The 26,836-nt window shown below is 38.5% G+C and carries 25 protein-coding genes; 10 read left to right on the forward strand and 15 right to left on the reverse strand.

Annotation, left to right across the window (positions count from 1 at the left end; all coding sequences use genetic code 11):
• The first annotated feature begins 10 nt into the window (after positions 1-10).
• Positions 11-286, forward strand: a complete 276-nt coding sequence (locus I5M19_RS16125; protein WP_200067387.1) for a hypothetical protein — start codon at positions 11-13, stop codon at positions 284-286.
• Positions 287-365: 79 nt separating this feature from the next.
• Positions 366-581 carry a hypothetical protein gene (locus tag I5M19_RS16130; protein WP_200067388.1) on the forward strand — a complete coding sequence of 72 codons (216 nt, stop codon included), beginning with the start codon at positions 366-368 and terminating at the stop codon, positions 579-581.
• A 93-nt stretch (positions 582-674) separates the two neighbouring features.
• Here the strand turns inward: I5M19_RS16130 and accD are convergent, their stop codons facing one another.
• Entirely contained in the window at positions 675-1,574 is a 900-nt protein-coding gene (accD, locus tag I5M19_RS16135) for an acetyl-CoA carboxylase, carboxyltransferase subunit beta (RefSeq protein WP_200067699.1), read from the reverse strand.
• Positions 1,575-1,873: 299 nt separating this feature from the next.
• Between accD and fbaA the strand changes: the two genes are divergently transcribed.
• From fbaA to I5M19_RS16150, 3 genes are all read left to right on the forward strand, one after another.
• The gene (gene fbaA / locus I5M19_RS16140; protein ID WP_200067389.1) at positions 1,874-2,953 is read left to right on the forward strand and encodes a class II fructose-bisphosphate aldolase; all 1,080 of its coding nucleotides are present in this window, start codon (positions 1,874-1,876) and stop codon (positions 2,951-2,953) included.
• 84 nt (positions 2,954-3,037) lie between these two features.
• Positions 3,038-3,538, forward strand: coding sequence for a low affinity iron permease family protein (locus I5M19_RS16145; protein ID WP_200067390.1), 501 nt, complete (start codon positions 3,038-3,040; stop codon positions 3,536-3,538).
• On the forward strand, positions 3,504-3,929 hold the full coding sequence (locus I5M19_RS16150) for a GNAT family N-acetyltransferase (protein ID WP_200067391.1): 426 nt from the start codon (positions 3,504-3,506) through the stop codon (positions 3,927-3,929). The genes I5M19_RS16145 and I5M19_RS16150 overlap by 35 nt, the downstream gene beginning before the upstream one ends.
• Here the strand turns inward: I5M19_RS16150 and I5M19_RS16155 are convergent.
• From I5M19_RS16155 to I5M19_RS16185, 7 genes are all read right to left on the reverse strand, one after another.
• Positions 3,926-4,792, reverse strand: a complete 867-nt coding sequence (locus I5M19_RS16155) for a hydroxymethylglutaryl-CoA lyase (RefSeq protein ID WP_200067392.1) — start codon at positions 4,790-4,792, stop codon at positions 3,926-3,928. The genes I5M19_RS16150 and I5M19_RS16155 overlap by 4 nt on opposite strands.
• A gap of 4 nt (positions 4,793-4,796) precedes the next feature.
• Positions 4,797-6,110: an NAD(P)/FAD-dependent oxidoreductase gene (locus I5M19_RS16160; RefSeq protein ID WP_200067393.1), complete on the reverse strand. Its 1,314-nt coding sequence runs from the start codon at positions 6,108-6,110 to the stop codon at positions 4,797-4,799.
• Between the two features lie 100 nt (positions 6,111-6,210).
• On the reverse strand, positions 6,211-9,180 hold the full coding sequence (secDF, locus tag I5M19_RS16165) for a protein translocase subunit SecDF (protein WP_200067394.1): 2,970 nt from the start codon (positions 9,178-9,180) through the stop codon (positions 6,211-6,213).
• Positions 9,181-9,294: 114 nt separating this feature from the next.
• Positions 9,295-9,777 (reverse strand): dihydrofolate reductase, encoded by a 483-nt coding sequence (locus I5M19_RS16170; protein ID WP_200067395.1) that lies wholly within the window; start codon positions 9,775-9,777, stop codon positions 9,295-9,297.
• Positions 9,778-9,841: 64 nt separating this feature from the next.
• On the reverse strand, positions 9,842-10,663 hold the full coding sequence (locus I5M19_RS16175; protein WP_200067396.1) for a thymidylate synthase: 822 nt from the start codon (positions 10,661-10,663) through the stop codon (positions 9,842-9,844).
• A gap of 397 nt (positions 10,664-11,060) precedes the next feature.
• Positions 11,061-14,438 carry an SMEK domain-containing protein gene (locus I5M19_RS16180; RefSeq protein WP_200067397.1) on the reverse strand — a complete coding sequence of 1,126 codons (3,378 nt, stop codon included), beginning with the start codon at positions 14,436-14,438 and terminating at the stop codon, positions 11,061-11,063.
• Between the two features lie 304 nt (positions 14,439-14,742).
• On the reverse strand, positions 14,743-14,955 hold the full coding sequence (locus I5M19_RS16185; protein WP_200067398.1) for a hypothetical protein: 213 nt from the start codon (positions 14,953-14,955) through the stop codon (positions 14,743-14,745).
• Between the two features lie 164 nt (positions 14,956-15,119).
• Between I5M19_RS16185 and ispE the strand changes: the two genes are divergently transcribed.
• Positions 15,120-15,923 (forward strand): 4-(cytidine 5'-diphospho)-2-C-methyl-D-erythritol kinase, encoded by an 804-nt coding sequence (gene ispE, locus I5M19_RS16190; RefSeq protein ID WP_200067399.1) that lies wholly within the window; start codon positions 15,120-15,122, stop codon positions 15,921-15,923.
• A 55-nt stretch (positions 15,924-15,978) separates the two neighbouring features.
• On the opposite strand, the gene I5M19_RS16195 is transcribed toward ispE, so the two are convergent.
• The 4 genes from I5M19_RS16195 to tgt form a co-directional block, all read right to left on the reverse strand.
• Positions 15,979-16,257 (reverse strand): LapA family protein, encoded by a 279-nt coding sequence (locus I5M19_RS16195; protein ID WP_200067400.1) that lies wholly within the window; start codon positions 16,255-16,257, stop codon positions 15,979-15,981.
• A 795-nt stretch (positions 16,258-17,052) separates the two neighbouring features.
• Complete coding sequence (locus I5M19_RS16200; RefSeq protein ID WP_200067401.1) at positions 17,053-17,952, reverse strand: DMT family transporter; 900 nt, start codon at positions 17,950-17,952, stop codon at positions 17,053-17,055.
• Positions 17,953-19,065, reverse strand: a complete 1,113-nt coding sequence (locus I5M19_RS16205; protein ID WP_200067402.1) for an LptF/LptG family permease — start codon at positions 19,063-19,065, stop codon at positions 17,953-17,955.
• On the reverse strand, positions 19,065-20,195 hold the full coding sequence (gene tgt / locus I5M19_RS16210; protein WP_200067403.1) for a tRNA guanosine(34) transglycosylase Tgt: 1,131 nt from the start codon (positions 20,193-20,195) through the stop codon (positions 19,065-19,067). Before tgt ends, I5M19_RS16205 begins: the two co-directional genes overlap by 1 nt.
• Positions 20,196-20,374: 179 nt before the next feature.
• On the opposite strand from tgt, the gene I5M19_RS16215 reads away from it, so the two are divergent.
• From I5M19_RS16215 to rsmG, 3 genes are read left to right on the forward strand one after another with little or no spacing between them, the layout of a single operon-like run.
• Positions 20,375-21,493, forward strand: coding sequence for a glycosyltransferase (locus I5M19_RS16215; RefSeq protein ID WP_200067404.1), 1,119 nt, complete (start codon positions 20,375-20,377; stop codon positions 21,491-21,493).
• On the forward strand, positions 21,484-22,089 hold the full coding sequence (locus I5M19_RS16220) for an RNA polymerase sigma factor (protein ID WP_200067405.1): 606 nt from the start codon (positions 21,484-21,486) through the stop codon (positions 22,087-22,089). The genes I5M19_RS16215 and I5M19_RS16220 overlap by 10 nt, the downstream gene beginning before the upstream one ends.
• Positions 22,079-22,711 carry a 16S rRNA (guanine(527)-N(7))-methyltransferase RsmG gene (gene rsmG, locus I5M19_RS16225; protein WP_200067406.1) on the forward strand — a complete coding sequence of 211 codons (633 nt, stop codon included), beginning with the start codon at positions 22,079-22,081 and terminating at the stop codon, positions 22,709-22,711. The genes I5M19_RS16220 and rsmG overlap by 11 nt, the downstream gene beginning before the upstream one ends.
• Here rsmG and I5M19_RS16230 read toward each other — a convergent pair.
• Both I5M19_RS16230 and I5M19_RS16235 read right to left on the reverse strand, forming a co-directional pair.
• A complete protein-coding gene (locus I5M19_RS16230) occupies positions 22,708-24,714 on the reverse strand; it encodes a M56 family metallopeptidase (RefSeq protein ID WP_200067407.1) in 2,007 nt (668 codons plus the stop codon). The two genes, rsmG and I5M19_RS16230, sit on opposite strands and share 4 nt — an antisense overlap.
• Positions 24,711-25,088, reverse strand: coding sequence for a BlaI/MecI/CopY family transcriptional regulator (locus tag I5M19_RS16235; RefSeq protein ID WP_200067408.1), 378 nt, complete (start codon positions 25,086-25,088; stop codon positions 24,711-24,713). Before I5M19_RS16235 ends, I5M19_RS16230 begins: the two co-directional genes overlap by 4 nt.
• A 125-nt stretch (positions 25,089-25,213) precedes the next feature.
• On the opposite strand from I5M19_RS16235, the gene dprA reads away from it, so the two are divergent.
• Positions 25,214-26,311 (forward strand): DNA-processing protein DprA, encoded by a 1,098-nt coding sequence (gene dprA / locus I5M19_RS16240; RefSeq protein WP_200067409.1) that lies wholly within the window; start codon positions 25,214-25,216, stop codon positions 26,309-26,311.
• Here the strand turns inward: dprA and I5M19_RS16245 are convergent.
• Positions 26,308-26,784, reverse strand: coding sequence for a SixA phosphatase family protein (locus I5M19_RS16245; protein WP_200067410.1), 477 nt, complete (start codon positions 26,782-26,784; stop codon positions 26,308-26,310). The genes dprA and I5M19_RS16245 overlap by 4 nt on opposite strands.
• Between the last annotated feature and the right edge of the window lie 52 nt (positions 26,785-26,836).

Here is a 26,836-nt window from a genome sequence, read left to right on the forward strand (position 1 = left end):
AACTAATACCATGGAAAATAACAGTAAAAACCAACAGCATAACCCGAACGAGATACCTGAAAAAAGGGAGTCTGAACAGGAACAATCAGGTTATCCTCACGAAACCGAACGTCAGCAGCAACAGGAAGGCAACGATGCATCCTATAGCGAACAAGTTGATGTTACACCCCCTAAACAACATGAATTCCCATCGGAAGGATCACCGAAAGTGCATTTCGAAGATCGCCCGCAGGGAAGAACTACCGGACGAATGGTAGGTCATGAACCCGGCACCGAAGGTATATAATCTACAGTAAGGGATTTAATCACAAAATTAATTTAAAATAGCACTTCATTATAGTAGTGAGGTTAGTAACGGAGGAAATATGATGAATAGCCAAAGATTGCCGGATATTTATTCGGATGATAACATAGAACGGGAGAATGAACCCGTTGAAAATAACGAAACAGAAAAACCAAACCTGGCACCTGATAAGGACAAGGATTATAAAGTACTGCATAAGGACGGTAGTTTAGCCGATCTGCATCAGGGAACTGAAGACCGCGGTGCCGAAGAAGGTGTAGTAGGTTTAGGAACTTAATATATAATACCAGCCGCCCTTACAGAGGGCACAAAAAAGAAAAGGGCGATCTTTAACAGATCGCCCTTTTCTTATAAATATTTTCAATGCTAATTAAGCCTGTTCACTTTTTTTTGCAGTGGCGGGTTTTGCCGGGGCTGTATTTGTCGCAGGGGCCAGCATTTTCAGAAATGATGATAATTTTTCCTTCATCTCGCGGCGGTCAACTATAAAGTCTAAAAAGCCGTGTTCCTGCACAAATTCAGCAGTTTGGAAGCCCTTAGGTAAATCCTTCTTAATAGTTTCTTTTATTACCCTCGGTCCCGCAAAGCCTATCAGTGAGCCCGGTTCCGCTATATTAATATCGCCCAGCATAGCGTACGATGCGGTAACGCCACCGGTAGTAGGATCGGTAAGTAAAGAAATATAAGGGACTTTTGCCTGACTTAACAAGGCAAGTTTTGCGGATGTTTTAGCCATTTGCATTAAAGAGAATGCAGCCTCCATCATACGTGCCCCGCCGGATTTTGATATCATCAGGAATGGTATCTTATGTTTAATACTATGATCAATACACAACGCTATTTTTTCACCAACAACAGAACCCATTGATCCGCCTATAAAGTTAAAATCCATACAGGCAATAACCAATTCCTGCCCGTTCATGGTACCATGTCCTGCACGTATAGCATCTTTCAGCCCTGTTTTTTTTCGGGTTTCAGTTAGCCGGTCGGTATATTTTTTAGTGTCGGTAAAATGCAGCGGATCGCCCGATATCAGGTCGCCAAATAACTCTGTGAACTGATTATCGTCAAAAAGGATAGAGAAATATTCTTTCGATCCGATACGTAAATGAAAACCGCAGTAATGGCATACATACTGATTTTCAACCTGTTCAGAGTAATGTAAGGGCTTTTTGCAATTAGGGCATTTATTCCAGATACCATCAGGAGCTTCTTTCTTTTCCTCAGTAGTCGTAATTATGCCTTTGAGTTCTCGTTTAAACCACGCCATGTCTTTTTCAAAGTCTTTCAAGTATTGCAAAGAAACAAAAAATATCATAACAAGTTTGGAAATGTTAATGTTTCTATAAACGCGTTTGCTCTATAGCATTAAAATTCTTTTGCAATTCATACGTTATTATATTAATTAACACATAAAGTACTGGTTTGATAAAAAATACAAGCTTCGAATTACATTCTCTTCCGCATAATTTATAATGTGTATTATTTACACATTTTTTGCGGCAGATATTAATATACTTATAGCTAAAACCAGGAATTTTTATAACTTCGAAGCCCAAACATAAGCTCATGGATTTAAAAAACTATAAAGGCGTTCTGCATGGCGATCAGGTGCAGGCATTATTTGAAGCGGCAAAGCAGCATCAGTTTGCTTTACCTGCTGTAAATGTTATCGGTACTAACTCTATTAATGCCGTTATGGAAACGGCAAAGGCGGTTAATTCACCGGTTATTATTCAGCTATCAAATGGTGGCGCGCAATTTTACGCGGGTAAATCATTGGATAACTCCAAATTACAGGCATGCATTTTAGGTGGCGTGTCTGCAGCAAAACACGTACACTTATTGGCAGAGCATTACGGTGTTGCTGTTATATTACATACCGACCACGCAGCTAAAAAGTTATTGCCTTGGATAGACGGATTGTTAGATCATGGTGAAAAATTCTTTGCTGAAACCGGCAAACCTCTATTTTCATCACATATGCTTGATCTAAGCGAAGAGCCTATTGAAGAAAATATCGAAATATCAGCCAAATACCTGGCACGCATGGCCAAAATGGGTATGACCGTTGAGATAGAGTTGGGCGTAACAGGTGGCGAAGAGGATGGTGTAGATAACAGCGATGTTGACAGCTCACGTTTATACACACAACCCGAAGAAGTAGCTTACGCTTATGAAGAGTTATCAAAAGTTAGTCCGCGTTTTACCATTGCGGCTGCATTTGGCAACGTGCATGGGGTTTACAAACCGGGTAATGTTAAACTGCAACCGGTTATATTACACAACTCACAGGAGTACTTAAAAAAGAAACATAACCTTACTGCCGAAAAACCTATCAACTTTGTTTTCCATGGCGGTTCAGGTTCAAGCCAGGAAGAGATTCGCGAAGCCATATCATACGGTGCAATAAAAATGAATATTGATACCGATATGCAATGGGCATTTTGGGAAGGCATAAAAGATTATTATCAATCAAAGGAAGGTTATTTGCAAACACAAATAGGAAGTCCTGATGGTGATGATTCGCCGAACAAAAAATATTATGATCCGCGCGTTTGGTTACGTAAGGGAGAGGATAGCTTTGTTAAAAGGTTAACTACCGCTTTTGGCGACCTGAATTGCATTGATGCAACCAGCAAGTTATAAGCGATATAGCTGTTAAGAGTAAAAAAGCGTCAGTGTTACAACATTGACGCTTTTTTTAGGTTATACATAAAAATTTAACCAATCATGGCCAAAAAGAAGAAAAATCTGTTCGAGAAATTTGCGAACTGGGCAACCGTAGCAACCGGCAGTTCCGCAGCATTTATCATTGCTGCCTCTATTATTTTAATATGGATAGTTACCGGACCGGTATTTAATTATTCTGACACCTGGCAGTTAATTATTAACACAGGTACAACTATTGTAACCTTTTTAATGGTTTTCCTGATACAGAAATCGCAGAATAAGGATTCAAAAGCTGTTCATTTAAAATTAAATGAATTACTTGCATCGCACCAGGGAGCAAGTAACCGTATGGTTAATATTGAGGATCTGAGTGAAAAGGAACTCGATCAGTTACACAAATTTTATGTAAGGTTATATAATTTAGCAAAAAAAGAAGACGACCTTACTTGTACACATTCAATTGACGCTGCCGAAGAGAATCATAACACTAAATTAAGCAGCTATAAATCAAAACCACACTATAATAATGCCCGGAAAAATACAAGCAAAGAAAGTAACTGACGCTGCTGATCTCGAAAAAGTGTTTGCCATAAGGCGCGAAGTATTTGTTGGCGAACAAAATTGCCCACCCGAACTGGAATGGGAACACGAAGAAGAATCTAACCATTTTTTAGCCACAGTTGATAACGAGCCTGCAGGTGCATCACGCTGGCGTGAAACAGATAAAGGTTATAAACTGGAGCGCTTTGCGGTGTTGCGAAAATTCAGAGGCAGGGGAGTGGCACAGGAATTAGTAAGAGCTGTATTGGCTGATCTGCCTGCTGATGCGGATTATATTTATCTGCATGCGCAAGTAATGGCCGTTCCGCTTTATGAAAAATTCGACTTCCAAAAAACAGGTCCGGAGTTTGAAGAGGCCGGTATCAGGCATTATAAAATGATAAAGGTTTAGTTCTGTTTAAATACCTTATTTGAATATTCCATAGCCTCTGCTAATTTATCCAAATTAAGCCCGGTGAAGCTGTTTTGATGTTCAAGGTAAGCTATCAGGTTCTCTGTAGCGATGTTGCCTGTAAGCTCATCTTTGGCCATGGGGCAGCCACCATATCCTTTTAAAGCAGTATCGAATTGTGTACAGCCGCTCTCATAGGCGGCTGCTATTTTCTCCTGCCAGCTGTCAGGAGTGGAGTGGAGGTGCAAACCTATTTCAGTTTCGCCGGATATTTGTTTTAAGGCAGGGAATAATTCTCTGATCTGTTCAGGAGTAGCCACACCTATAGTATCAGACAGCGCCACCTGAGCTACGCCTATCGCAAACATTTTTTGTGCCCAGTAAGCCACAATTTCCGTGTTCCATTCATCTCCGTAGGGGTTACCAAAGCCCATAGACAGATAAATGCGCAATTTCTTATTTTTCGCTTTACACAGGTCGTTTATTTTATTTACCTGATCAAAAGCCTCTATAATGGTTGAGTTGGTGTTCCGCAGCTGAAAGGTTTCTGATATAGAAAACGGGTACCCAAGGTAAGTGATCTCCGGATAACTCACCGCATCTTCCGCACCGCGATGATTGGCGATTATGGCTAATAACTTAGATGAAGAGTCTTGCAGCTCCAGCCTGTCTAACACATCAGAGGTATCCCGCAATTGCGGGATGACCTTTGCAGATACAAAGCTTCCGAAATCGATGGTATCAAAACCTACCTGTAAAAGCAGGTTAATATAAGCGGCTTTTAGGTGTGTTGGTATAAACTCTGCAATTCCCTGCATGGCATCACGCGGGCATTCCGTTATTTTTACAGGTGTTTCATTCATGGCGTTAATCAGGTTTTGAAACTTGCTCGTTTTTGTCCACCAGTTCTTCGGTTTTAAAATTACGTATAATCAGCCTGCTTCCGCCGTTATTGTTTACATAGCTGGCCACCCAGTTTATAAATACAATTACCCGGTTACGGCCACCCATCAGTGATATCAGGTGCACAAACATCCACACCAGCCAGGCAAAAAATCCCTGGAATTTTAGCTTACCTAAATCAGCAATGGCTTTATTGCGGCCTATAGTGGCTAATGATCCTTTATCATTATACTTAAAGGGCTTTGGCTGTTCGCCGTTTACCAGTCTTGCAATGTTCTTTCCGGTAAGCTCACCCATTTGTATGGCTACCTGCGCTACGCCCGGATGCCCTTTAGGTGTTTCATCAGTTATCATGGCGGCAACGTCACCAATGGCAAATATATTTGTACTGCCAGCGGCACGGCAAATATTATCTACCCGTATGCGGTTGCCGCGCTCAATACTGTCCTTGGCGATCCCTTCCGGAATAACGCCCATAACTCCGGCCGACCAAATTACATTTTTTGTACGGATGCTTTTACCGCTCTCAAATTTTATTACGTTTCCATCATAACTTTGTACTTTTTCGTTCAGCATCAGGTCAACCCCCATACCGGTTAAAAAGTCCTCGGCTGCCTTTGATCCTTCGTCAGAGAACGGTCCTAATACTTTGGGCAAAAAATCAACCAGGTAAACTTTCATTTCATCCTTGGGCAGTTCCGGATAATCCCTGTTCAGTACATGATTGCGTAATTCAGCCAAAGCCCCTGCAAGCTCTACACCGGTAGGTCCGGCACCCACCAACACAAAGGACAGATATGGCATTCTTTCGTCTTTAGAGGGCTTTAAAATGGCCTCTTCAAGATTTTGAAGCACCATGTACCGTAAATTTAATGCCTCCGGTATTGATTTCATCGGCATGGCATATTTTTCTACATCCTCGTTACCGAAAAAATTGGTGGTTGATCCGGTAGCTATCACCAGATAATCATAAGCAATGGTACCTATAGTGGTGTCAATAGTGTTGGCATCCGTATTAACTCTGTTTACTTCCGCTATCCGGAACCGCAAATTTTTTTGTCCTTCAAAATTCTTACGTAAAGAGAAGCCAATGGATTCTGCCTCCAAACTACCTGTAGCTACCTGGTACAGCAGTGGCTGAAAAGTATGATAGTTGTGCTTATCCAGCAACAAAACCTCTACGGGTTTATTGGCCAGATGTTTAGCAACCTGCAGGCCGCCAAAACCACCACCTATAATAACAACTAACGGAAATTTGGACTGATTAGTAGGGCTCATATTAACTTGTAGATTTTTTTTAAAAACAAACCTGTTTGTTGTAAAACAAAAAAGGCTCCAAATGTTCTTTGGAGCCTTTTAAATATAATGTCATTTTTTATTACCTGAGGTCTTTTTTGCCAAAGTCCACAATTACCGGGGTTGCTACGCAAATTGATGAGTAGGTACCAAATAATACCCCTACCAATAATGCGAAAGAGAAACCACGAATAACCGCGCCACCGAATATAAATAACACTACCAACACAAACACTACTGTTAGCGCCGTAATAATTGTACGGCTTAACGTATTGTTAATAGCGTGATTAATTACCTCTTTAGGGTCATCTGTTTTAGCATGGTGCAGGTTAAGGAACTCGCGTATACGGTCAAACACTACCACGGTATCGTTAATGGAATAACCGATAACGGTTAACAGAGCTGCTATGAACGCCTGGTCGATATCTAAAGAGAACGGTAGTACATCCTTAAATAAGGAGAAGAACGATAATACCATCAGGGCATCATGCGCGGTTGCCACCATCGCACCTAAGCTAAACTGCCATTTACGGAACCTTAATAATATATATGCTGATATAACCAGGATAGCGATGATGATCGTCCACTTTGCAGAAGCCTTTAACTCATTAGCTATGGTAGCCTCAACTTTTTGACGGCTTACGATATCCTTAGTAGTGATCTTGGTAACCGGGGTTGTACTTAAAGATGAAACTAACGCATTCTCTACACTATCATCAGCAGTTAAAGATGTGCTATTGATCATGTAATTGGTGGTAATGCTAATTTTATCAGCACCGAAGGTTTTTACAATTGAGCCACTTCCTAATCCTTTATCTACGGCATTTTGAACATCACCTGTAGTTACATTTTGATTAGGGAAATGCACTATGTAAGTACGGCCACCGCTAAAATCAACACCATAGTTAAAGCCTTGTGTAAACATGGATACTAAACCTGCCGCTATAAATATCCCTGAGAATATATAGAATTTAAACCTGTTTTTTACGAAACCAAAATTGGCGTTCTTAAAGGTATGTGAACTCCAGGCGTGTGAGAATTTAATGTCCCAGCCTTTTTCTATCATCCATTCAAATATTAATCTGGAGATCAACAGTGAGCAGAATAATGAGGTAGCGATACCGATCATTAACGTAGTAGCGAAACCCTGTATTGGCCCTGAGCCAAATACGAACAGGATAACACCGGTTAAGAAAGTACTGATGTTAGAGTCGAGGATGGACGGAAGCGCGTGTTTAAAACCATCGGCAATGGCTATTCGTAACGATTTGCCTAACGCCAACTCCTCACGTACACGTTCATATATCAGTACGTTGGCATCAACCGCCATACCTAATGTTAATACGATACCCGCTATACCCGGTAAGGTTAATACCGCACGTAAGCTTATCAGTACACCCATCAGGAAAAATACGTTAACAATAACTGCTACCACCGCTACAGTACCTGCACGGTTGTAGTAGGCTATCATAAATACCAATACCACCACTAAACCTAAAACACATGATAACAAACCTGCGCTGATAGCTTCCTGACCTAATGACGGCCCAACTACTTCGCTGCCGATAATACGGGCAGGAGCAGGTAAACGGCCGGCTTTTAATACGTTAGCTAAATCCTTGGTATCTTCTAAGGTGAAGTTACCGCCTGATATAGATGATACACCGCCTGATATTTCGTTCTGAACGGTTGGGGCAGAATAAACATTATCATCCAATACAATTGCTATGGCTTTTTTATTGGGGCCTGATGAGGCTGCCGCAGTAATGGTTTTCCATTTTTGCGCGCCCTGCGAGTTCATATACATGGTAACTTCGTAACCGCCTTTTATCTGGTCAACATCGTTACGTGCATCGCTTATTACATCTCCTGATAATACAGGACCGTTTTCGGCACCCGAAAGTTTAATAGCGTATAACTGGAATACTTTAGTTTTTTCGATTGGTTTTACACCCCAAAGAAATTTCATATTACGCGGGATGATGGATTTTACATCATCACTGCGCAGGTAAGCATTTACTTTAGCAGTGTCTTTTTGTGCGGAATAACCAACAATAGGACCGGGAGCTAATTGCTGTTGTCCGTTAGCACCCTGAGTGGTCACTAATGACATTACCGCGAACAAAGGATTTTGAGCGGCTAATTTTGCCTGGTTGTTTAAGCCTGCAGAATCATTTTTAGTGTTATTTTTTAACTTGCTAAGTAATGAGTTGCCTTTAGCAGAAGTATCTTTAGCAGCAGCTGTTGTCTCTGCTGTTTTGGTGCTGTCCTTTTCTTCCGATTTATTTTTGGCGCCTAATAAGCTGTTTACATTGTTCAGCAACGGGTATACCTCGGTATTGTCAAACGTTTCATAGAACTCCAGTTTAGCAGTTCCCTGTAAAAGTTTACGTACACGCTCCGGCTCTTTTACACCCGGTAATTCAATTAATATACGGTTAGTGCTTTTTTGCAGCTGTATGTTTGGTTGTGTTACACCAAATTGATCGATACGGGTATTTAACACCGTGTATGATTGCTGTACTGCTGTACTCGCCTGATCTTTCAGATAGCTTTCAACCTCGCTGTTTGAGGCATTGAACTTTAAATGATCCTGGTTGTCCTGGTTAGAGAAAATAGGAGCAAGCTTGCCGTTAGGTACAAGTTTTTCATACTCCTCAACAAATAAGGTAATATAATCCTTTTGGCTGGTAACGCTTTCCTGCTGTGCATTGTCAAGCGCTTTAACAAACGCCGGATCATTATTATCATTTGCCAGCGATTGTACTAACTCACGTAACGATATTTGCATAGTTACGTTCATACCGCCCTTCAGATCCAGACCTAAAGCCAGTTCCCTGTCTAAACAGTACTGATAAGTATGACCGAATACCGGGTAAACCGGTTGAGTAGCTATCGAATCGAGATATGCCTTTTCTTTCTCAGCATTACCTTTAGCATAAGCTTTTGCATCATTCTCAACTTTTTGAGCTACCCATGTAAATGAAAACTGGTACAGGCATACTACAGCCAACAGAATTGCGAAAAATTTAATAACCCCTTTACCTTGCATCGCGTATTGAAATATAATTAATTAGTTTATAAGCGTTTTAAATAAGACGGCAAATCTAATAAAATTTCACAAGCATGAAATTTTTAATTGAAAACAAAATATTTAGTTTTTTTGTTACCGGCGGTTTAGCGTAATAAAAGAGTAGGGTAAGGGATTTTTTTCATCCGGTTCGTGGTATTCCCTGCTTTCTTCGTCCCACATCAGGTAATCTATCTCGGGGAAAAAGGTATCCGCATCAAACTCTTTATGTATGATTGTAAGATATATACGATCGGATTTGTCCATTGCCTGTCGGTAAATTTCAGCGCCACCGCCTATAAAAACCTCATCCTCGTGCGCGCAAAGCGCCAGCCCCTCATCTATTGATTTAACTACCTCACATCCCGGAATATTAATATCCTGCCGGGTAACTACAATGTTACGTCGGCGCGGCAATGGTTTTCCTACCGATTCATATGTTTTGCGGCCCATAATAATACTACGGCCCGATGTGATCTCTTTAAAATGTTTAAGATCATTTGGCATATGCCAAAGCAACTGGTTGTTTTTACCAATGGCATAATTTTCTGCTATAGCTACTATTATAGAAATGGTCATGAAATAATTATTAGGTCATTGAGTCATTGAATCATTGACGGGTTTTTCAATGATTCAATGACGATTATACCGCTACCGCAGCTTTTATATGCGGATGCGGGTCGTAATTCTCTAAGGTGAAGTCTTCAAATTTAAAACTGAAGATATCTTTAACGTCAGGATTTATTTTCATGGTCGGCAGTGGCCTCGGATCGCGGCTAAGCTGTAATCTTGCCTGCTCTAAGTGGTTGTTATAAATGTGCGCGTCGCCGAAGGTGTGCACAAAATCGCCATAGTCCAGATCGCACACTTGCGCCATCATCATAGTAAGCAAAGCGTACGAGGCAATGTTGAAGGGCACACCCAAAAATATATCCGCACTGCGCTGATAAAGCTGGCACGAAAGTTTCCCACGCGTTTCTCCTTTTGAGATATCGGCAGGGGCCACATAAAACTGAAACAAACTATGGCAGGGGGGGAGCGCCATTTGGTTAACATCGGCAACATTCCATGCAGATACCATAATGCGACGCGAGTCCGGGTTGGTCTTCAATTGCTGCACCACCTGGCTTATCTGGTCAATATGGCCGCCGCCGGGTTTTGGCCAGCTTCGCCATTGGTAGCCATATACCGGGCCCAGGTTGCCTTCTCCATCAGCCCACTCATCCCAAATACGCACACCGTTTTCTTTGAGGTATTTGATATTGGTATCACCACTTAAAAACCAGATAAGTTCATGGATGATAGATTTGAGGTGTAATTTTTTAGTGGTCACCATCGGGAACCCATCGTTAAGGTCAAAACGCATCTGATAGCCAAACACGCTTAACGTACCGGTGCCTGTGCGGTCGTGCTTTTGCGCCCCGTTCTCCATCACATGCCGCATCAGATCGAGATATTGTTTCATCTTTGTTTTTATTAGATTGACGGAGCCGGCAAACGCCCGCTCAAATTTTTAAACCACTACAAATAAAAATAATCTATTCTTAAATCAAAGTCAATTTAAAAATAAAGTGCATTTCTAAGCTGGAAATACATTTTTAAAAATGTAAAAATTAAATTTTTTAGATGTTTTTGTCCCTTTTTTTGTACCCTTTCATTGGATGGTTTTTCAAACTTTTATCGTCATCAATCAAAATCTGTTGTTCAACTATTTTAAGATTTTTTATCGTAGTTAAAGCCGAATTATATTAGTTAATCAATAAGACCTTAATACACAAAAAACCGCTGATTATAGCCAGAAATTACATGTTGAAACTAAAAAGGAAATCAAATACTTTTTTGAATTGATTTAGGTACTTATATTACAATACTGAATATAATATGTTCTTAATTTCTTTTGCTTTTTTTAATGACTTTGTTGATTTTAACAGTTGTATTGTCGGCTTGATAAGATTCTCATAATCTGATTTCTCTCCGATTAAGAATAACAAAAATAGTTTGTCGGAGACTTGAATTTTAGATAAGCCGACATTTGTAATAAATTTCTGTTTATCAAAATCATAAGGCAACTCAAATCTCCTATAACCCATATCTGATTGCTTTATCCAATTAATTATTAATATGAAATTTGATTGCGAACAATTAAACAAGACTTCCAAAGCATAACTAAACACTTCGCTAATATCCATAACTGCATTCCAGTGGATGGTATGTTGATATTTTATAAAAAGCAACAAAGTATTTAGGTCTGCGACTTTTATTTCAAGATTAAAATCAATTTTACTCGGCAAAATTAAATTTAGAAAAGTGAAAAAAGTATCCGTATCGTTACCAAAATACCTTTGTAAATTTTTTTTCTCAAAGGGGTAGTCTTGAAAATCGAAATCTTTATTGTTTTTTGAGAAAGCGAACGTTTTATTTTTAGTTTTAACCTTATAAATTTTGGTAGACTTAAAGTCGAGTAATTCATATTCTTCTAAACCATACGATTCAAAATCTTCCAATTCTTTTATTCGTTTTTCAATTTTCGGCAGTTGAATTCCAGCGTATTTTTCTTTTAACAGGTGTACAAACTCAGTTAGCGTTGGGATATCGTCTAATCCAATAGAGAACACGTGGAAATTTATGAAATCAAGTCTAATTTTTTCATCTCTGATTAAATTGATTGACAACAGCCGTTGTTCCATTATTTTTTGAGACAAGTCTTTGTTTTTCGATTCGTGAAGGAAACTTAAAAAGTTATCACCTTTTTTATGGTATTCGAATGCACAGTGATACTGCGTAGGCAGATGACCAGAATAAGTCTTGATAAAATTTTCAGAATTTACATATTTTACAATTTCTTCTTGAAATTTTTGAGTGAATACGATTTCGGATACAGGATATACAATATTGTAATTATAAAGTCTAATTTTAATCTCGTCATTGTCCGAAGACAATATTTTCGTCAATTCTTCCTGAACTAATGGAACATTTCCCGCATTCATTGAGATTTGAATGAGGTTTTGCTTCAATACATCATTAGTACTTTGGTCAGTAATTTCATTTATTATACGTTGCAAAATATACCCTTGATAGAACTTGGTTTCAAGGAGATTTTCAACTAAATTCCTAAATAAGTGCGTTTCTCTATTGTTATCGTGATAATCTGACTTTAAAGTAAGTATAGTATTAAATATTTTGTCGATTAAATGCTCAACAAAATCAAAATCAATTTCGGTATCGTCCTTCAAAATTTGAACTACCAGTTTAAGAGGACGATACATTTCCGGAATCGAATCCTTTATCGAAAGGATATCTTTTACAAAATCAGTTGCGTACTGTCTTCCGAGACGACTTTGTTCACTGAATTTAAATAAAGACGCTGTAAGTTTGATAACTTCGTTCCAGTTTGGATTCAATACGTAATCTTCGAAGTCTTGCTTAAACCTGCCTTCTTTCCAGCGTGTCTTGAATTCAAGTGCCGTGAAATATTCTTGAAATGTCTGATGAACGAAACCGAACATGGATTCGCCATTTTCATTCAGTCCCTTTTCAAAAAGAAATCCAGCATCTTCTCTTAAAAAGTCGATAATCTCCTTAATATCTTGCAATTCTTCCTTTGCTGTTTGATAAGGAAATATATTCCTGTATTCTTTTTGAAATAATGTTTTTAGGTCACTTTCTGTAATTAATCCTGTGGTAAAATATTGGTGTATGTGATATGAAATTGGTGCTAAGATTGCGATGATTGTCTCTTTATCAAAGTTTGATTTTTTTTGCGACTCTCTTTGTTTGACCCAATTTTCTAAAAAAGTAGATGTCGCTATATCATATAAAGATGCTCTTCTCTCGGGTAATGTTCCCCCTTGATAATGTATCAAAGTTATTATTGTTATGAGCAAGGGGTTGCTTGCCATATTTAACACGGAAATGTTTTTTTTTATCGATTGAAAAAGAGTATCGGCATTTTGAATCGCTATTTCGTTGTTATTATCAGATTGCGAAGAAACTGATAAATACCAATTCTTTATGAAATGTTTAATTTGTTTATCTCCAAATTTAATCACTTCAAGGTGCTGGAAGAAACCATTCAACCTTGTTTCTCTGTAACCGACAAGTCTTGAAGATACCACTAATTTAATATTTGGATATTGTGCTATAAAAGCGTTTATCCTACTGACCACTGTGTGCCGTAGACTTGTAACGTTTATCTCGTCAATACCATCTATTAAGACCAACAATTGGTTACTTTCCAATTTTTGACTGAAAAGAAACTCGTACTTTTTATCGAAATGGTCGATAATGTATTCTGATAAGCTTTTTGAAGTTGACAAGACATATTTACCAAATTCGCTACCTTTAATTAGTACAGGAACTAAGTCACTAAATAAGGTTTTGACAGGTCTATTTAAACAAATAGCTAATGCTAAGTGTTTAAGTGTGGTGGTCTTTCCTGAACCGGGGTCGCCTAAAACTACTAACTTGTCAAAATTAGTTAATGCTTCTTCAATTGAATATTTAATTTTTTTTGTACTGTCATATTCGGAAAAATTTTCAACATCTTCCGTGTCAAATTTTAGTTGCAGTGGTACATAAATTTCCTGCAAACAAATTTTAACCACTGTGTTGTTGATTTTTGGGGAAAATCCCCTTATGTCAAGATATTGGTAATAATTCTGAATATATATATCATATTCATTCAATCCCTTACAATACAAGTCCCATTTGTCCTTTTCAGGTTTATTGTCTGCAAACTGTTCTTCCAAAAGTTTACACACCTTATCTATTTTATCTAATTTATTCTGTTTATTAAGCTCTATATAGATATCGGTTCTATCAATAATATCTTTCGTATCAAATGAAAAATTAGAATCCAAAAGCTTATCTATTTTTTCCTGGTCGTAATTTTTTTGCTTTTCAGTTATAACATATACATATAATTTGGTGAACTCATTATGTAAATTGTTATTGACAAATTCACTTAGTGTGTGTTTGATTTTTTCAAGATTTGCGGTAGATGTAACTTGAATTGCAATCTTACTTTTCTTGTCTCGTAGGTCTATGCTTGGGTAGACTTTGTTTTCACTGTAATTCACATTCTCTAAATCGCAGTCATAAACGGTGTTTAACACTTGAATTAGAATATTCTCAGCATGGATGTTGATGCTGAATTCACTGTTTGAATTTAAAATTTTTACTTGTTCTTTAAACCTTGACAGTAGTTGTGAAATACGATAAAGCTTATATTCCTGATTCATTTTATGTAATAAAGTAATTGGTATGACAAAATACTACTTTATAATAGAGCGACAAATAAATTGTACGAATAAGCTTAGCGGGTTACGCATGTTCTTTTAAATCATAGTTAAAAATAACACAGAAAACTTCCAATTAAACATCTAAATATTTGGAAATGAGATAATTATGTTGTATTTTTATACTGTGATTAAAAGTACGACAAAAATGAAAATAAAATATAACCGCACAAGCACTTTGAAGCAATCAGGAGAAAGGTTTAATGCTGACGAAGCTAAATACGATTTAGTTCTATTCGACCAAGTTTCAGTCTTTAAATTCAGTAGCACGTTCACGTAGGTTTTTAATCAGGTTTAACGACTTTCCAGTATACAACCTGCCATATTCTTTAAGTTCTTTAAATTGTTCATCACCGGGGTATTTCGTAGCGTACCTGATGAACCACTTTTTGTTATCTTTGTCTTTAAATATAATAGGGGTTTTATAGCAAAATACACCGTTGTCGAATACCTTTTTCATTGATTATTTTAGTATCGTAAATTTATAAAAACTTTATCCCTTTTCCCTTTATTTTTGTCCTTTTCGGTCATTTTTAACTTGAAAAGCTAGATAAAACTAAAATAATCTATTTTTGGTATCCTACTGATGTGTATAAATACATGCGGTTTTAATCAAAATATTGAATGATCGTATTCCCGAACGCAAAGATAAACATTGGCCTTAATATAACGGAGCGCCGCCCTGATGGCTATCATAACCTGGAAACCGTTTTTTATCCGGTTAAAGTTTATGATGTGCTGGAGGCTATAGAGGCTGATGAATTAAGTTTTGAAGCATCTGGTTTAGGCATCCCCGGCGATTGGCACACCAATCTTTGCGTTAAAGCATACCATTTGTTGAAAAAGGATTTCGACCTGCCGCCGATTGCTATTCATTTACACAAGCATATACCGATAGGAGCGGGACTGGGCGGAGGATCTGCCGACGCCGGATTTTTTATCAAGCTGATGAACGAAAAGTTCAGGCTGAATTTAACAACCGATCAGATGATAGATTACGCCAGGATGCTCGGGGCCGACTGTGCTTTTTTTATCGAAAGCAAGCCTGTGTTCGCGTTTGATAAGGGAGATGAGTTTGAACCCATAAATTTAGACCTGTCGGCATATAAACTGGCATTAGTGATGCCTGATGTGCATATATCTACCTCGGAGGCCTACAGAGGGGTAAAACCCATGCAGGTAGATGATTCGTTATATGAACAGGTAAAAATGCCCTTAAACAACTGGAAAACGCATATCAGGAACGATTTTGAGCGTCATATTTTTCTTGATCATCCCGTTATACGTGGCGTAAAAGCAGAGCTGTACGAACAAGGCGCCATATATGCGAGTATGAGCGGGAGCGGAGCATCCGTTTTTGGGATATTTGAGACTACTCCCGACCTGGAGCGCTTGCAGCAATTCGGGCAGTTATTTTATAATGTATAAATTAGCCAATACTTTTGTTTGGCCCGGAGCAACAGGGGAGGATGCAGTTCTATTTTCAGCTGATGTAATCCCGGTCTTCATCACTTAGTGTATCGGTCTTGTCATTTTCATGAAGGCTGTCGTGATATTGCTCAATATCATATTTTTTATTTTTAGGTCGGCCCACTAACACGCCCAAAATAAATGCTATTACCGCTATCGCCCCGAGCATGGCTACCTTAGATATTTCAGTATCCCAAAACAAGATGTTGAATTTAACCGTATCGGTATTTTGCATAATTATGATGGTAAGCAATACCGCTAAAACAATGCTGAAAATATTTTTGATGCTCATGAGCTTTCTGCAATTTTTTTATACAAGATGCGGATTTTAATTGTGTAAAAAAAATCCCCGATCAATACCGCCTTTTTTTTGTTAGCCGCAGTTGAAACTGATCTGCGGATTTGGTCGCTTATTGGAAATGCCCTTTTTCTCGTTTACTACCAAAATTGCCGTAAGGCTGTTTTGTTTGCGTGAAATTGCACGTTTACAATGTGGGATCACACCAATTTTTTTATCTCAATTTAGCGTCAATTCTCGTCAATATTTTCAATTGAACTTCGTGCTTGTATACATTATTCAAGATGTGGCAATTATTTTGAAATTCTAATTTTTGTGTTCAATACACTATGACGCATATTAAAACCAATTATCTTATAGCAAATTATTTATTCATATAAATTATTTTAACTCATTGAATATAAATACTATATATTGTTAATTAATTTATAAATTTTTGCTTTGCTATTTTTATTAGTAATATGTTTTTAAAAACATATATTTTTATTTGATTAAAACTTTAGTTAAATTATATAATTCTTTGATTATTAATTAAATATTTTTTATAATTAAAGTTGTAATGTATAGGATTTTAATAAATTTTAAGGATGGAATAAGGTGTTATACTATCAATTGTTCTTGTTAAAGTATATACACTATGTGATTTTTATATTTTACGTATAAACGTACTTTAAACCATATGACGGGAAATTCTACCTTTAAAAATTTGGATCGCGCAGAGGGGCTAAAACAAGCTGTAGGGGTATCGGTAGTTTACCCCTACCCCATGGGAGTAATGCTTGATATAAATTATTTTTTGCGACGATTTACCCGTTGTTGGGCCAGTGGAAAAAGAAAAATAGTAGAGAGAATAATTAACGCGCCAACCCAAAATCCGGTGGTCATTTTGTTCATGTCGCCAAAAAAAACGAAGGCCATTACAATGCCGTATACCGGTTCCAAATTAGTAATTAACGCCACCCGGAATGCAGAAAGCTCCCGCATAACTGATACCCCTGCAACGTATGCTAACGATGTACAAACAGTACCGAGTATTAATAAATAACCTATGTCTGCTGGCTTGGGAATCGTTGCAGAATTAAATCCGCCGGTAAATAATAGGTAAATGCTTATCCACAAAAATGCCCCGGATAGTTCATAAAAGGCAATAACTGGTGCCTCATAATTTTTAATATATCGCCCGTTTATAATGGCAAACAGGCTTGCTAAAACCGCACTTATAAGGCCGGCAATTATACCCTTAGTGTATTGTGTTTCAAATTTGAATATTAATGTAATGCCTGTAATTATTAATATACCCGCAATAATTTCCATTTTAGAGATGGCTTTTTTATTGATGAGCGGTTCAAAAATAGCGGTAAATAATGTGATGGATGACAGGCAAACCAACGTTACAGGAACAGTAGAAAGCTTAATGGATGCGAAAAATAATACCCAATGGCCGCCTACCAATGCGCCGGTAAACAGCATTTTCAGGACCGTTTTTCGGTTAATTTTGTAGGCCTTTTTATTGAATTTGAAGTATAAAAAAAGCGAAAAGCTGGCAATCAGCACGCGGTACCAAACCAGATTTACGGCTGAAATAGAGATAAGCTGACCCAAAATTCCGGTAAAACCCCATACAAAAACCGTGAAATGTAAGATCACAAGGTTCTTGTTTAGGCCATTTACCGCGGGTGATTGCGCCATTTACTTAGGTGCTTTTAGTATCAAAAAGTACCCAAGTATACCAAATATAACGTTAGGTATGCATACAGATATTAGCGGGGAAAAACCACCTTTTACAGCAAATACCAATGCAAAGCGGTTAACAACAATGTAGGTAAAACATATAAATATACCTATCCCCAAGGGTAAACCTACGCCGCCTCTTACCTTGCGTGATGATATGGATACACCTATAAATGCCAATACATAGGATGAAAACGGATCAACAAAACGACGATATTTTTCGAACAGCATATCCGTTATAGACCCGCTTCCGCGTATCTGTTCTTTGGCAATTAGTTTATTAAGGGTGCTTAAAGACATGGCGCTATATACGTTTATAGCCACATTATCATGTACCTCAAAATCAATGGGGCGCATATCCAACACGGTATCAATAGGAGGCCCGTTTTGCACAAAACTTTCCTTTAATCCGTCAACATGCCTTATAGAAGGACTAATAATTTTCCAGCGGTTTTTTAAAGAATCATAAGATATACTGGGTGCGGTAAGCCGTTCTTTTAAGGTATCGCCATTAAATTTTTCCAGCATAAACTGGTAGCCCGTATGCGCGTTTATTTCATATCGTTGCAGGTAAACAAAAGTATGTTTATCTAACTGTAAGTGTACCTCGCTTTTTGAAGGATCGTCGCCTATAAAAAAGTTCTTGTTCTCGAAATCTATTTTAAGTTTGTTGGTATAGGGTATAAGAAAAAGGTTCGCAAAAAACGATACGATAAAAATAAGCGAAGCAGAAACAAAATACGGCCGTAAAAACCGTGTAAAACTTGCCCTGCTGGTAAGAATGGGCACAATTTCTGTTTGGTTAGCCATTTTGGCGGTAAAAAATATTACCGCCAGGAAATTGATAAGCGGCGATAGCAGGTTCATGTAATAAGGTATAAATCCCGCGTAATATTTTAGTATCTCATTAATGTGAGAGTGTTTGGTTAAAAAATTATCAAGGTGTTCAGATATGTCAAATACCACGGAGATGACCAGAAATATCATCAGGGTAAATACAAATGTACCCAGGTATTTTTTGATGATATACCAGTCAATTACCTTTAAATATTTATCTAAAATGTCCTTCATTATAATCGTTGACCTAAGCGACTCACCATAATTTTTTTCCAGTCGTAAAATTCACCGGACATTATTTTTTTGCGTGCTTCCTTCACCAGCCACAGGTAAAAATGCAGATTGTGTAAGGTGGCTATCTGCGCTCCAAGCATCTCCCCGGAGTGTATTAAATGCCGTAAGTAAGCTTTAGTACATACCTGGTCGGCAAACAGATCGCTCTCCGCTTCAATAGGAGAAAAATCATTCTTCCATTTCTCGTTCTTTATATTAATGATACCGTTTTTTGTAAAAAGCATGCCATTACGTGCATTACGTGTGGGCATTACACAGTCAAACATATCAATTCCTAAAGCGATGTTTTCCAGTATATTCACCGGTGTACCTACACCCATTAAATAACGTGGTTTTTGCTGTGGTAATATATCACAAACAATTTCCGTCATGGCATACATTTCCTCGGCAGGTTCACCAACCGAAAGACCGCCTATGGCATTCCCTTCACGTTCAAATGAGGCAATAACTTCTGCCGATTTTACCCGGAGATCTTTATATACAGAACCTTGCACAATCGGGAACAGGGTTTGACTGTAACCATACTTAGCTTCCGTACCGTCAAACCTGTCGCAGCAGCGCTTAAGCCAGCGGTGCGTCATATCAATTGATCTTCTGGCATAATTATAATCGCACGGGTAGGGGGTGCATTCATCAAAGGCCATAATAATATCAGCGCCAATAATGCGCTGAATATCCATCACGTTTTCAGGTGTAAACAGGTGTTTTGAACCGTCAATATGAGAGCGGAATGTAACCCCTTCTTCCTTTATTTTGCGCACCTCACTTAGCGAATATACCTGGTAGCCGCCGCTGTCGGTTAATATAGGGCCGTCCCAGCCGTTAAATTTATGCAGGCCGCCTGCTTTTTCCAGCGTATCTAAGCCTGGCCTTAAGTATAAATGATAGGTGTTGCCCAGTATGATCTGTGCTTCAATATCATTTTTAAGCTCCCGCTGATGCACCGCTTTTACAGTTCCGGCAGTGCCGACAGGCATAAATATAGGCGTTTGTATAACGCCGTGGTCAGTAACTATTTCGCCCGCCCTTGCTTTTGAAAGGGCATCCTGTGCTTGTAGAGTAAATTTCATTTAGTGCTGCAAAATTAACAAAAGGTAGCATATTAAGCGTGTAATGTTATGCTGTTGATTATTAAGCTTCTTTTGCAGCCTTTAACACTCTTTTATAATAATTGCCATTAAAACATTTATAAACAAATTCCTGCTTTTCGTTGATTTTTTAACAAATTTGCATTTACATTTTATATAATTTGGAAGTTTATATACACGTCGCGCTTTTCGTTTTATTTCAGCTCTGTTTTATTGTTCAGCTATATTATTTAATAGGTAATCACAGCAAGCTAACCAAATACACTCCTGAAGAAGTTCTGCCCGATCCGGATATCCCGGTTTCGGTGATCATCAGCGCGCGGAATGAAGCCCGTAACCTTGCCGAAAACCTGCCTTACATTTTACAGCAGAACTATAAAAACTATGAGGTTGTGATAGTCAACGATTGTTCGTCAGATAATTCTGATGAAGTATTGGAAGATATCAAACGCGAATTCGCGCACCTTAAAATAGTAACCATTACCGAGCACGAACGTTTTAAAACCGGCAAAAAGTTCGCATTAACATTAGGTATAAAAGCCGCCAAAAACGAACACTTATTATTTACAGATGCCGATTGCAAGCCTGCAACCCTGAATTGGATAACCCGCATGGCCGCCAAATTTACAGGCAATATTCAAATAGTATTAGGATACTCGCCTTATTACCGCAGCAATAATTTTCTTAATCCGTTCATTCGTTTCGAAACATTAAAAACCGGTATAAACTACCTGTCATCAGCCTTAAAAGGCGATCCATACATGGGCATAGGGCGCAATCTTGCCTATACAAAAACATTGTTTTTTAGCGTTAAGGGCTTCGCTGCTCATATGCATATTATATCAGGAGATGATGATCTGTTCGTGAACCAAAATGCTACGGCAGACAATACCGCAATTGAGATACATCCGGATACCTTCACTTACACAGAGGCCAAAACAACGTTGGGTAGCTGGTTCAGGCAAAAAAGAAGACATATGGGCGTGGGTAAAATATACAAGAATAAACACCGCCGCATGTTAAGTTTTGATGCGGTAAGCGGCTTTTTGTTTTATGTTTTATTTATATTGTGCCTTGTATTTAAGTTTGAACCGATGCTGGCGATCGGAGCATTTGCGTTTAGGTGGTTATTGCAAATCCTTGTTTATTACAAAATATTCAAAAAACTGGGCAGTAATAACATGATATGGTATTTGCCTTTTTTTGATATGATCTATTATCTCTACCTGAATGTGTTTGGATTGATCGGTACTTTTATAAAAACCACCCGATGGAAGTAAACGCACATTTCACCGAGAACGCAAAAAACGATTTTCAATTGGTGCTTAAAGCACGTGAGGGTAATCAAAAAGCCTATGCCGACCTGATGCACCGTTATAAGGATTCCATATATTTTATGGTACTTAAAATGGTAAATAATAAAGAGGATGCTATGGATCTGACGGTAGAAACCTTTGCAAAAGCTTTTGAAAAACTGGATAAATATCAACCCGATTTTGCTTTCAGTACCTGGCTGTTCAGGGTGGCTACTAATAATTGTATTGATTTTATCCGCAAAAAAAAGCTGCATACGCAATCTATCCATGGTATGCTTGATGAGGATGGGGATGAAATACCCCTGCAAATAAAATCGGATGTATTAAACCCCGAAGAAACTTCTATAAAAAAACAACGTACCGAAGAACTGAAATTACTGATAGACAGCTTGCCGCCCAGATATAGGAATTTGATAACACTCCGTTATTTTGACGAACAGTCTTATGAGGAGATAGCACAGCAGCTTGATCTGCCACTGGGTACGGTAAAGGCACAACTATTCAGAGCACGGTACCTGCTTGGTAATATCATTAACCGTTACAATAAGGATGACATCTGATATTGTGTTAAAATATTTTCCCGAACTTTCTGCTGTACAACAGGAGCAGTTTGGTAAGCTGCAGGAACTTTACACCTTTTGGAATAACCAGATCAACGTAATATCCCGTAAGGATATCGACTTGCTTTATGAGCGGCATGTACTGCATTCCCTGGGTATAGCCAAAGTAATGGAGTTTTTACCCGGCGAAAAAGTGCTGGATGTAGGTACAGGCGGTGGTTTCCCGGGTATACCGCTGGCCATATTATTTCCCGATACACAGTTTCATCTGGTGGATTCTATCGGTAAAAAAATAAAGGTAGTGCAGGAGGTGGCAAAGGGAGTAGGTATCACTAATATTAAGGCTTCGCACTCCCGCGCCGAGCAGGTTACAGATCAGTATGATTTTGTGATTTCGCGCGCTGTAACGCAATTAAAAGATTTTTACCCCTGGGTAAAAGGCAAGTTCAATAAAGCATCAAAAAATAAATTACCCAACGGGATATTGTATTTAAAAGGAGGAGACCTTACACAAGAAATTGCCGAATCGGGTTTAGCCGTTCAGCAATTCTACCTCAAAAACTATTTTGAAGAGGAGTTTTTTGACACCAAGCAGGTGATCCATGTTAAGGGCAAATATTAATTTGCATATCCAACTACAACTACCTGGCCTATAAAATTTTTCATGTTTATAATATCATCATCCAAAGGTTTTGGCGGGTAAGGCGCTTCGTCGTTTTGATCTAATAAATTATAAGTAACAACTAACGTGTAATTACCTGGTGATCTGTTAATGGTATCCGGATAGGTACTTAAACTTCTTTTTGCTTCTTCATCACAGCCGGAACCTATACCCTTATTAACTTTAATATCTGTTATCCTATGTTCGTTATCAATCCGCATAGATAGAATTATATTACCTGTTACGTGGTTATCATGGGCTACAGTAGGGTAACGGGCATGTCTGGCCACATATTTGATCAGGTCTGCATAATCCGGATGATAGGGTGGCGGCGGCGGTGGTCTTTTTGTAACTTCAGCCGGTGGTGGTGGTGGCGGCCTTTTATTAATTTGTACAGGTGGTGGGGGTGGGGGCAGGGCTTCTTTCTGCTTTTCGGTCATCCCTAAAACATAAATCTCACCTATAAAATTGTCTTTTTTTGTAACCGAAGGCTTTGGAAAACGCACTCCTTTTTTCCCCGGGATCTCAAAATTTACACCGATAGTGTAGTTACCGGGTTTGTCGTTTATTTTACCTGTATAAGCATCAAACGCATTTTTTATTGTTTCCAAAAAGCCGTTTGCAGAGCTGCCTGATTCCTTAATGCCGCTTATTTTTCCTTGATTATCAACATTAAAGCTCAATATCATGCCACCCGTCATGTTTTTAACCAGCGCTCTTTCAGGATATTTAATTGTTGACTCCAGATACTGCCCAAACTCCCGAAACGAGGGTTTTAAATAAACAGGCGGCGGTGGTGGGGGTGGTAATGGTTTTTCAATAGTTGGTATGGTATCCGTTAATATAATAACCTCCGGATTTACAAAAGGCAGATCTGCCGAATCACTGTCATATTCTACCACCTCAATTTGTATATGATTGTTTTTCTGAATATCCGCAATATCCTCAGTTGTAATATTATCAGGTGTAAATGTTTGGGAAACACCCTTAGCTTTAACAATAATATGATCTGATATTGCCGTAACTCCTGCATTGGTCATTTTAAGGTGTTTTATTTTGTCGCTTTTAAACGCCAGGTCAATTACAGCGTAATCTTTACTGAACACCAATGTGGAACTGCACAGCATACCCGCACATAATGGTACTAATAACAGGTACTTTAGCCTCGCTAAGCCACCTGAGCGGTTTTTGTTTAACATAATTATTCTCTTTTTTAATAGGTTATAATTGAAAAATGAATGTGCTATTGATGACCCTTGCAAGCCATAAGCATTGTTCAGTAAAAACGAAGAGTAGCCAATGGCATCATTTTCGTGAGCCGCAGTTTGCTCATCGGCAATGTATTCATGCACGGTTTTAAGGCTGCGTTGTATTAAATAAACAAAGGGGTTAAACCAGTTTATGATCTTAATGATTTCCAGGAAAATAATATCTACGGAATGTTTTTGCTTAATGTGCACCAGCTCATGCGCTATTATAGTTTGCTGATCTGAAATATCATCGCCAATAAACAGGTAATTAAAAAACGAAAAGGCAGTGTTATTTTTAACGCGGATAACCGGAAACTTATTAGCATAAATTGCTCTGTTACCACGTGCCAGGCGAAATAACTGGTAAAAGCGGTATAATAACACGATTAAAGCTAAAATTACCCCGGCTGTATAAGCATATATTAATGCGTCCTGTAGGGTAAACGCAGGTGCTTGTTTTGGTGTAGTAAAATTAATCGGGGCTGCATGCTGAGTTATATTGGGCGTATATCTAATCTGCTGTATTACGGGTTGCTCTGCAGGCTTTAACAGGCTCAACTGCGTAACCGGTAATATAAATGCTATTATACAGCTAAACAGTAGATAAACCCTGCTCAGCGCATAATGCGTTTCCTGATCTAAAAACAAACAGTAGCATAAATAAAATACTCCCAGGTAAATATTTGCTTCAATAAGGTAATGCAGCCAGCTCATTGTTTTTTTGTTTTAAGTTTATTAATAAGTGCTTCCAATTCATCTAATTCTTTAATACCCAAATTTTTTTCATCAGCAATAAATGATACCAGACTTTTATACGAATTCCCGAAATAGTTATTCATCAGCTTATCAAACGTGAATTTTTTATAGTCTTCCTCACTTACCACCGGGGAGTATACATGCGAGTTGCCATAGGCCTTATGGTCAATAAACCCTTTTCCTTCCAGTACCCTTACCACGGTTGATACGGTGTTGTACGCTGGTTTAGGTTCGGGCATTTGTTCTAAAATATCTTTTACTATCGCTTCTTTTAATTGCCATAGTATCTGCATTATCTGCTCCTCGGCTTTGGTTAATTCTTTTGGTATCATAGCAAACTATTTTTATAGTTACGTAAAGGTAAAACTATTTATATAGTTTGCAAACTATTTTTGTAGTTTTTTATTTGCAATAAATCTTTTGGGTTTTTTTATATTTTTAAGCTTCGTTATACACTATGTCCATACTCCATCAGGTTGCACTTACTTTTATCAAAAACATAGGGCCATCGTCTGTAAAGGCAATGGTTACTCATTTAGGTAGCGCCGAGGCTGTTTTTACAGCGAGCAAAGCCAAATTATTGCAGATACCCGGCATCGGCGAGAAACGGATAAGTTACCTTGATTTTGACGGGGCTCTGAAAAGGGCTGAGGAAGAGCTGTTTTTTATCGAAAAAAATGGGGTTGACGTGATCTTTTTTACGAATAGCCGCTATCCAAAAAAGCTAAAATTTTGTGCCGATTCCCCGGTATTACTTTATAGTAAAGGGATTGCCGATCTGAATACACAGCGGGTAGTGAGTATTGTTGGCACACGTAACGCTACTGATTATGGAAGGCAGCTATGTAAACAGTTGGTGGAAGAACTGCAATCTTATAATGTATTAATTGTAAGCGGGTTGGCATTAGGGATAGATGTAGCTGCCCATAAAGAATGTATCAGGTTGGGTATGCCCACAGTGGGTGTATTGGGCCACGGACTGGATAAACTATATCCGAGTCAAAATAAAGCCACGGCTCAAAAAATGCAGGAGAACGGAGGGATTATTACTGAATTCCCCTCGAGTACCATTCCCGACAGGGAGAACTTTCCGCAACGTAACCGCATTGTTGCCGGTATGGCTGATGCTACTGTGGTGATAGAAGCAGGTATAAAGGGAGGTGCATTAATAACTGCCGAAATTGCTAACTCCTATAACCGCGATGTTTTTGCTTTTCCGGGAAGGTTGGGGGATGAATATTCGGAAGGCTGTAACTTTCTTGTCCGAAATAATAAGGCCGCTTTGCTTACTTGCGTGGCCGATCTGCCTTATAGCTTAGGTTGGGAAAAGCACAGCGATCTGAAAGCAACGGAACAAATGGTATTACCTATTGATCTTTCTGCGCAGGAAATGGTTATATATGAGATCATAAAACAACATCAAACGCCGCTGGCTATTGATGATCTGTCGGTAAAGGCACAACTACCTATGAGTCAGTTGACCATGACCTTGCTGGATATGGAATTGCAAGGTTTTATAAGATCTATGCCCGGTAAAACCTACTGTATAAATTAAACTTGCGGCGTATCGTAGTAAATAAGTTTTCCGGTATAGGGCTCTACATCGTTCCAGCTATCCGCATCAAATTCTATAACAGCTACGGTGCAGGTGGGGGTATCCTTAATGCAATTGCACAACAAATAAAAGATCTGGCTAAATCCCGGATTGTGGCCTACCAAACCGATAAAAGAATAATTATCAGGTAGTTCACTTACCACTTCCATTAATGTATTTTCGCTGGCGTCATATATACGTTTGTCGGTATTTGCTTTAGGCAACTGCATAATCTGCGTAAATATATTCGCTGTTGATAAGGTGCGCAAAGCCGGACTCGAAACCAATATATCAGGGAAAATGCCTTCGGCACGCAAACGCGAGGCCATAACTTCGGCTTCCTGTAAATCTTCGGGAGTAAGCGGGCGCTCAAAATCAATATAACCACTTTCGTGGGTTGCCTTTGCATGCCGTATCAATAAAAGCTTTTTCATTTATTATAGAATAAAAAAAGAGGAGCAATGTTTGCCCCTCTTTTAATTTAAA

The sequence above is a fragment of the Mucilaginibacter segetis genome (assembly GCF_016522075.1).
GTDB classification, from domain to species: domain Bacteria; phylum Bacteroidota; class Bacteroidia; order Sphingobacteriales; family Sphingobacteriaceae; genus Mucilaginibacter; species Mucilaginibacter segetis.

Bases quoted from the DNA above. Each gene is read 5' to 3' on its own strand.
- I5M19_RS16125 (WP_200067387.1), top strand. From the start codon at position 11: ATGGAAAATAACAGTAAAAACCAACAGCATAACCCGAACGAGATACCT.
- I5M19_RS16130 (WP_200067388.1), top strand. From the start codon at position 366: ATGATGAATAGCCAAAGATTGCCGGATATTTATTCGGATGATAACATA.
- accD (WP_200067699.1), bottom strand. From the start codon at position 1,574: ATGGCGTGGTTTAAACGAGAACTCAAAGGCATAATTACGACTACTGAG.
- fbaA (WP_200067389.1), top strand. From the start codon at position 1,874: ATGGATTTAAAAAACTATAAAGGCGTTCTGCATGGCGATCAGGTGCAG.
- I5M19_RS16145 (WP_200067390.1), top strand. From the start codon at position 3,038: ATGGCCAAAAAGAAGAAAAATCTGTTCGAGAAATTTGCGAACTGGGCA.
- I5M19_RS16150 (WP_200067391.1), top strand. From the start codon at position 3,504: ATGCCCGGAAAAATACAAGCAAAGAAAGTAACTGACGCTGCTGATCTC.
- I5M19_RS16155 (WP_200067392.1), bottom strand. From the start codon at position 4,792: ATGAATGAAACACCTGTAAAAATAACGGAATGCCCGCGTGATGCCATG.
- I5M19_RS16160 (WP_200067393.1), bottom strand. From the start codon at position 6,110: ATGAGCCCTACTAATCAGTCCAAATTTCCGTTAGTTGTTATTATAGGT.
- secDF (WP_200067394.1), bottom strand. From the start codon at position 9,180: ATGCAAGGTAAAGGGGTTATTAAATTTTTCGCAATTCTGTTGGCTGTA.
- I5M19_RS16170 (WP_200067395.1), bottom strand. From the start codon at position 9,777: ATGACCATTTCTATAATAGTAGCTATAGCAGAAAATTATGCCATTGGT.
- I5M19_RS16175 (WP_200067396.1), bottom strand. From the start codon at position 10,663: ATGAAACAATATCTCGATCTGATGCGGCATGTGATGGAGAACGGGGCG.
- I5M19_RS16180 (WP_200067397.1), bottom strand. From the start codon at position 14,438: ATGAATCAGGAATATAAGCTTTATCGTATTTCACAACTACTGTCAAGG.
- I5M19_RS16185 (WP_200067398.1), bottom strand. From the start codon at position 14,955: ATGAAAAAGGTATTCGACAACGGTGTATTTTGCTATAAAACCCCTATT.
- ispE (WP_200067399.1), top strand. From the start codon at position 15,120: ATGATCGTATTCCCGAACGCAAAGATAAACATTGGCCTTAATATAACG.
- I5M19_RS16195 (WP_200067400.1), bottom strand. From the start codon at position 16,257: ATGAGCATCAAAAATATTTTCAGCATTGTTTTAGCGGTATTGCTTACC.
- I5M19_RS16200 (WP_200067401.1), bottom strand. From the start codon at position 17,952: ATGGCGCAATCACCCGCGGTAAATGGCCTAAACAAGAACCTTGTGATC.
- I5M19_RS16205 (WP_200067402.1), bottom strand. From the start codon at position 19,065: ATGAAGGACATTTTAGATAAATATTTAAAGGTAATTGACTGGTATATC.
- tgt (WP_200067403.1), bottom strand. From the start codon at position 20,195: ATGAAATTTACTCTACAAGCACAGGATGCCCTTTCAAAAGCAAGGGCG.
- I5M19_RS16220 (WP_200067405.1), top strand. From the start codon at position 21,484: ATGGAAGTAAACGCACATTTCACCGAGAACGCAAAAAACGATTTTCAA.
- rsmG (WP_200067406.1), top strand. From the start codon at position 22,079: ATGACATCTGATATTGTGTTAAAATATTTTCCCGAACTTTCTGCTGTA.
- I5M19_RS16230 (WP_200067407.1), bottom strand. From the start codon at position 24,714: ATGAGCTGGCTGCATTACCTTATTGAAGCAAATATTTACCTGGGAGTA.
- I5M19_RS16235 (WP_200067408.1), bottom strand. From the start codon at position 25,088: ATGATACCAAAAGAATTAACCAAAGCCGAGGAGCAGATAATGCAGATA.
- dprA (WP_200067409.1), top strand. From the start codon at position 25,214: ATGTCCATACTCCATCAGGTTGCACTTACTTTTATCAAAAACATAGGG.
- I5M19_RS16245 (WP_200067410.1), bottom strand. From the start codon at position 26,784: ATGAAAAAGCTTTTATTGATACGGCATGCAAAGGCAACCCACGAAAGT.